We start from the raw sequence: 6,561 nt of genomic DNA on the forward strand, positions 1-6,561 counted from the left end.
CGTCACTCCGATGCCGGAACGATCCGCCCCGTGACCTCGCCCAGGCCGACCCTCGTGCCGTGCGGGCCGGGGGCCCAGGCCGTCATCGTGACCTCGTCGCCGTCCTCCAGGAACGTCCGCTTGCCCGTGGCGAGTTCGATCGGGTCCCGGCCGTTCCAGGTGAGTTCGAGGAGCGAGCCCCGCTGGTTCACCTCGGGACCGCTGACCGTGCCGGAGCCGAAGAGGTCACCCGTGCGCAGCGACGCGCCGTTCACCGTCATCTGGGCCAGCTGCTGCGCCGCGGTCCAGTACATCGTGGCGAAGGGGGGAGCCGAGACCACCTCGCCGTTGATCTTCACCTCGATGCGGATGTCGTAGCCGCCCGGCTCCTCCTCGTCGGAGTCGTCCAGGTAGGGCAGGAGGGGGAAGTCGCGGGCCGGCGGCGCCGTGTGGGCCGCGTCCAGCGCTTCGAGCGGGGTCACCCACGCCGACACCGAGGTCGCGAAGGACTTGCCCAGGAAGGGGCCGAGCGGCACGTACTCCCACGCCTGGATGTCCCGCGCCGACCAGTCGTTGAGGAGGAACAGGCCGAAGACGTGCTCCCGGTAGTCCGCGAGCGGGACCGGCGTGCCGTGCGTGGAGGGCGTGCCGACCACGAAGCCGACCTCCGCCTCGATGTCCAGCTTGACCGAGGGGCCGAAGACCGGCGCCGGATCCGTCGGCGCCTTGCGCTGGCCGCTGGGGCGCACCACCTCCGTACCGGAGACGACGACCGTGCCGGCCCGGCCGTGGTAACCGATCGGCAGGTGCTTCCAGTTGGGGGTCAGCGCGTCGCCGTCGGGGCGGAAGATCCTGCCGACGTTCGTGGCGTGGTGCTCGCTGGCGTAGAAGTCGACGTAGTCGGCGACCTCGTACGGAAGGTGCAGGGTGACCGCCGTCACCGGGTGCAGCAGCGGCTCGATGTCCGCCCGGTGCGCCGGGCTCGTGACCCACGCGGTGAGTGCCCGGCGTACGTCGCGCCAGGCGGTGCGCCCCGCCGCGAGCAGCGGATTGAGCGTCGGCTGGGCGAGCAGCGCCGCGTACGGAGAGCCCAGGGTGAGCGCCGCCGCCCCCGCGTCCAGCACGTGGCCGCCGATCCGCACACCGACCCGGCGGCGCTCGGGCTCGTCCGCGGTGGAGAAGACGCCGTAGGGGAGGTTGTGCGGGCCGAAGAGGTCGCCTTCGGCCAGGTCGAGCGGGCTCTGCTCGGGCATCGGTGCTGCCTCGCTTTCCAGGTCGTGGAGGACAACACGTTACGTGGGAGTCGCCTGGGACGGCAGTGCTTAAATAGTTCCCGATGTCCGGAAAGGTCCTGCTGGAGTGGGGAATTGGGGCCGCTGTCCCCCGGGGGCGCTTGAGGGGTGGCGCGGACGCTCCGCGAGTCTCGGCGGACCGGGTGCGGGGGGTGTGCCCGGGGCGACAGATCTCTCCGTACCGGCTTCACGGTCTGTGCCGGGAATGTCGTGGGTGGCGTCGGCCGGACGCGCTGCGGGACGAAGCGGCCACTCCTGCCGGTATCAGCCGAGAGGGAACAGAGCGGTGCTCATCGGACTGTGCTCAGGGCCACGGGAAGGCGCTCACTGTGATCGAAAGGCGACCGGATAGGCTGACTTGAGTGAAGACAGCGACACATCGGCAAACCGTGTGATCGTCAGCAGACAGGAGTGACCCTCGTGACCGTCGTCGGGCCGTTCGGACTGAGCGTGCGGGACCAGGCTCTTGAGACCGATGTCCAGACCGGACTGGCAGCTGTCGAGGAAGGACTGCTCGACGCCACCAAGAGCGAGGTCCCCTTCATCACGGAGGCCGCCCGCCATCTGGTCCGGGCCGGGGGCAAGCGGTTCCGCCCGCTGCTGGTGATGCTGGCCGCGCAGTTCGGTGACCCCCACGCGCCGGGCGTCGTGCCCTCCGCCGTGGTCGTCGAGCTGACCCACCTGGCGACGCTGTACCACGACGACGTGATGGACGAGGCGGACGTACGCCGCGGCGTCCCCAGCGCCAACGCCCGCTGGGGCAACTCCGTCGCGGTCCTGACCGGCGACTTCCTCTTCGCGCGCGCCTCGCGCATCCTGGCGGACCTCGGCCCGGAGGCCGTACGCGTCCAGGCGGACGCCTTCGAGCGCCTGGTCACCGGGCAGATCCTGGAGACGGCCGGCCCGCGCGAGGGCCAGGACCCCGTCGGGCACTACCTGGACGTCATCGCGGGCAAGACCGGCTCGCTGATCGCCGTCTCGGGGCGCTTCGGCGCCATAATGGCGGGCGCCGACGAGCGTGTCGTCGACATCCTCACGCAGTACGGCGAGCGCCTCGGCACCGCCTTCCAGCTGGCCGACGACGTACTGGACATCGCCAGCGACAGTCACGAGTCCGGCAAGACGCCCGGCACGGACCTGCGCGAAGGCATCCCCACCCTGCCGGTGCTGCTGCTGCGCGCCCAGGCCGCCGAGTACGGCCGCCCGGAGGACGTCGAGCTGTGCGCCCTGCTGGACGGCGACCTCACGGACGACGCCAGGCTCGCCGAGGTGCTGCGGCGCCTGCGCGCGCACCCCGCGCTCGACCAGGCGCGGCGCGACACCATCCGGTACGCCGAGGAGGCCAGGGCCTCGCTCGCGCCGCTGCCCGAGTGCTACGCGAAGGCGGCTCTGGAGGAGCTGTGCGACGCCGTGGTGCACCGCGCCGGATAACAATGCGAGTGTGACCCGGGTCACGCCGTCGCGTTGAGTGTGCGCCCGGATTCACTCCGTACCCCTGCTCGGAGGCCGGCGCGACGGGCGGCGGCACGGGAACGGGGAGATGTACGGGCATGAGCGGTATCGCACGGACACGCAGTCGCCGGAGCACCGTCATCGGCGCCGCCGCGGTCGCGGCGGCGGGCGTCATGACGGCCGTGATGCCGGCCGCCGCCGACAGCAAGGGGTCCCACCCGCGAACCGGCGGGCACGGCGACAGCGCCGCGTCGTACTTCGTGGCCAGCCTCAAGGGCGCCAACGAGGTGCCGGTGGAGGGCGGACCCGCCGCCGGCGACAAGGACGGTGTCGCGCTGGAGTTCGTCAGGATCGAGGGCGCCACGGTGTCGTTCGCCGTGAAGTGGCGCGGCACCGGCAAGCCCACCGCCCTCCACATCCACCAGGGCGCCAGGGGCACCAACGGCGGCCTCAAGATCGACTTCACCGCGCGGCTCGGGAAGGGCCACGGCGAGGCCGCGGGCGAGGGCCGGGCCACGGGCAAGGGCGATCCCGCGGGCAAGGGCAGGCCCGCGGGCAAGGGGCTCGGCAAGGGCTCGGGCGGGTGGCGGACCGCGACCGGTGCGGTCGAGGTCGCGAACGCGGCCCTGCTGGCGGACTTCAAGGCGAACCCCACCGGGTTCTACGCCAACCTGCACACCGCCGAGTTCCCGGGCGGCGCGGTGCGCGGCCAGTTCCACCGGGTCACCGACGGGTTCGACCTCGCCCGCGCGCTGCACGGCTTCCAGGCCCGGGTCCTCAAGGGCGAGCAGATCTACACCTGCCAGGAAGGGGCGGACGGCACGCGCGCGTTCCAGCAGTACGACGTACGCGCCGTACTCGCCGGCGGCATCGCCCACTCCTTCGTACGGCCCGGTTCCGGTACGCCGCAGTGGATCGCGCCGGACCGCAGCGCGGTCACCGGCTCGCTCATCGCCAGGAGCCCGAACGGCGCCGGCAACATCCCCGAACTCGACCTGCGGGCCCGGTCCACCGGCGCCGAGCACGGGCTGCTCGCGCGGACCACGGAGATCCTGCGACTGAACACGGTGGGCGGCACGGCACCGGCCGGCGACTGCGAGCCGGGCGCGCTCGCGGCCGTTCCGTACCGGGCGGACTACGTCTTCATCCAGCGCTGACCACCCACTGGATGCAAGGGGCAACCGGCGCCTTCGCTCTCTGACGGGGGAGGCGCCGGAGCCTTGTGTCATCCCCGAGCAGTACATGAGTTGATCCCGGGGTCTGACGCTTCCCGCCCGCCGATTTGGTCAGATGGTAAGCACCACTCCCCACCCGTACGGGTGAGAATGGCGGCGCGGGGTGGACGAGTGCAACTGACGACGGCCGCCAACCACGGAGGTAGGGCACAGATGGCACCGAACGACAGCGCACAGACCACCGAGGACAGGGACTCCACCGCGGGGCGCCGGAAGGCCGCGCGCTACATCGTCCCGGTCGCGGTGGCGGGGGTGGCGGCGGCGACCTTCGGGCTCGTCCCGGCGCTCGCCGACTCCGGCGACCCCGACCTGCCGAAGATCACCGCTCAGCAGCTGATCGAGAAGATCGCGGCGTCGGACACGCAGCAGCTCTCCGGCACCGTGAAGATCAACACCGACCTGGGCATTCCCTCGCTCGGCGGCCTCGCGGGCAGCCTGGCGCCCAAGGGCGAGGGCGACGGTGAGGGTTCGTCGGCCGACCCGCAGGCCAAGCTGATGGAACTGGCCTCCGGTACGCACACGCTGCGTGTGGCGGCCGACGGTCCGGACAAGCAGCGGGTCTCGATCCTGGACGACGCCGCCGAGTACAGCCTCATCCACAACGCCGGTGAGGTGTGGGCGTACGACAGTGCCTCGAACGAGGCGTTCCACGCCGAGGCCCCGGCCGGCGCCGAGGGCTCGGGCAAGGACGGCAAGCACGAGAAGCGGCCCGAGGGCGTCCCCACGACCCCCAAGGCACTGGCCGAGGAGGCGCTGAAGGCCGCGGACAAGACCACGTCCGTGACGGTCGACGGCACGGCGCAGGTCGCGGGCCGGGACGCGTACCAGCTGCTCATCAAGCCCAAGCAGGCCGGCTCGACGATCGAGTCCATCAGGATCGCGGTCGACGCGGAGAACGGCGTACCGCTCAAGTTCACGCTCGCGCCGACCAGCGGCGGCAAGGCCGCGATCGACGCCGGCTTCACCAAGGTCGACTTCGCCCGGCCGGCGGCGGACACCTTCAGCTTCAGCCCGCCCAAGGGCGCGAAGGTGACCGAGGCCGACGAGCAGGGTCACGAGAAGGACTTCGGCAAGGACTTCGGCAAGGAGTTCGGCAAGGACTTCAAGGGCGAGGAGGACCCGAAGGACTTCGAGGGCCTCAACGTCATCGGCGAGGGCTGGACCACGGTCGCCGAGATCTCGTCCCCCGGCGGCGCGAAGGACTTCAAGGCGCCCGAGAAGGGCGAGGTGCCCCCGGAGGCCGAGCAGTTCCTGGACGCGCTGGGCGACAAGGTGTCCGGCGAGTTCGGCTCGGGAACGGTCTTCAAGACGCGTCTCGTCAACGCCCTGATGACGGACGACGGCAAGGTGTACGTCGGCGCGGTCACCCAGGACGCGCTGGTCAGGGCCGCGAACGCGGCGAAGTAGGCGAGCGGGGAAGACCGGGAGGCAGGAGTTGTCCGCCGTGGACCGTGACGCCGCGACCGACACCGTGATCGAGACGCGGGGGCTCACGAAGCGGTTCCGCGGCGGGCAGCTCGCCGTCGACTCCCTCGACCTCGGCGTGCCGGCCGGCAGCGTCTTCGGCTTCCTCGGGCCCAACGGCTCGGGCAAGACGACCACCATCCGGATGCTCATGGGTCTGATCGCACCGACCTCCGGTACGGCGACGCTGCTCGGCCACCCCGTGCCGCGCGCCTCGCGCAGCGTCCTGCCGCAGGTGGGCGCGCTGATCGAGGGCCCCGCGCTGTACGGGTTCCTGTCGGGCCGCGACAACCTGATCCGCTACGACTCGGCCGACCCGGCGGCCGACCCGCGCACCCGCCGGGCGCGGGTCGCGGCGGCGCTCGACCGGGTGGGCCTGACAGCGGCGGGCGGCAAGAAGGCCAAGGCGTACTCGCTGGGCATGAAGCAGCGGCTGGGGCTCGCGTCCGCGCTGCTCCAGCCGCGCAGGCTGCTCGTGCTGGACGAGCCGACGAACGGTCTCGACCCGCAGGGCATGCGGGAGATCCGCTCGCTGGTACGGGAACTGGCGGCGGACGGCACGACGGTCTTCCTCTCCTCGCACCTGCTCGACGAGATCGAGCAGGTGTGCACCCACGCGGCGGTGATGGCCCGGGGCCGGCTCGTCGTCCAGGGCCCGGTCGCCGAACTGGCGGCCGGCGCGCGCGGGCGGCTCGCCGTCAGCACACCGGACCCGGCGCGGGCGGCGCGGGTCCTCAGGGAACACGGGGTCACCGACCTGACGGTCGCGCAGGAGCGGGTGACCGGCGAGCTGCCGCCCGGCGAGGTCGAGCCGGCGGACCTCAACGCGGCGCTCGTACGGGCCGATGTACGGGTGAGGTCCTTCGGCGTGGAGCGGGCCTCGCTGGAGGACGCCTTCGTGGCGCTGACGGGGGAGGGCTTCGATGTCGCGGGCTGAGACGGCGGTCCGGCGCGAGGACGGTGCGCGGGGTCCCGGCGCGCTGTGGGCCCTCGGCCTGCTGCGCTCCGAGCTGACCCTCACCTTCCGGCGCTGGCGCACCCTCGCGCTGCTGGCGGTGCTGGCCGCCGTACCCGTCCTCATCGGCATCGCGGTGAAGATCGAGACGAGCGACGGTTCGCGGGTCGGCGGCCAGCACCGC

The 6,561-nt window shown here is 72.2% G+C and carries 5 protein-coding genes and 1 pseudogene; 5 read left to right on the top strand and 1 reads right to left on the bottom strand.

Annotated elements, in window-relative coordinates:
* Positions 1 to 2: 2 nt before the first annotated feature.
* Entirely contained in the window at positions 3 to 1,232 is a 1,230-nt protein-coding gene (gene fahA, locus E2E34_RS09370; RefSeq protein ID WP_138901432.1) for a fumarylacetoacetase, read from the bottom strand.
* A 459-nt stretch (positions 1,233 to 1,691) separates the two neighbouring features.
* Between fahA and E2E34_RS09375 the strand changes: the two genes are divergently transcribed.
* From E2E34_RS09375 to E2E34_RS09395, 5 genes and pseudogenes are all read left to right on the top strand, one after another.
* A complete protein-coding gene (locus E2E34_RS09375; RefSeq protein ID WP_138901433.1) occupies positions 1,692 to 2,702 on the top strand; it encodes a polyprenyl synthetase family protein in 1,011 nt (336 codons plus the stop codon).
* A 119-nt stretch (positions 2,703 to 2,821) separates the two neighbouring features.
* Positions 2,822 to 3,880, top strand: coding sequence for a CHRD domain-containing protein (locus E2E34_RS09380; protein WP_244315587.1), 1,059 nt, complete (start codon positions 2,822 to 2,824; stop codon positions 3,878 to 3,880).
* Positions 3,881 to 4,111: 231 nt separating this feature from the next.
* Positions 4,112 to 5,365, top strand: a complete 1,254-nt coding sequence (locus E2E34_RS09385; RefSeq protein ID WP_138901434.1) for a LolA family protein — start codon at positions 4,112 to 4,114, stop codon at positions 5,363 to 5,365.
* A 37-nt stretch (positions 5,366 to 5,402) separates the two neighbouring features.
* Positions 5,403 to 6,359, top strand: a complete 957-nt coding sequence (locus tag E2E34_RS09390; protein ID WP_138901435.1) for an ABC transporter ATP-binding protein — start codon at positions 5,403 to 5,405, stop codon at positions 6,357 to 6,359.
* Positions 6,346 to 6,561 (top strand): annotated as a pseudogene (locus E2E34_RS09395) (ABC transporter permease); the annotation flags it as partial. The gene E2E34_RS09390 and the pseudogene E2E34_RS09395, both read left to right, overlap by 14 nt.

The organism is Streptomyces albidochromogenes (genome assembly GCF_005981925.1).
GTDB classification, from domain to species: Bacteria; Actinomycetota; Actinomycetes; order Streptomycetales; family Streptomycetaceae; genus Streptomyces; species Streptomyces albidochromogenes.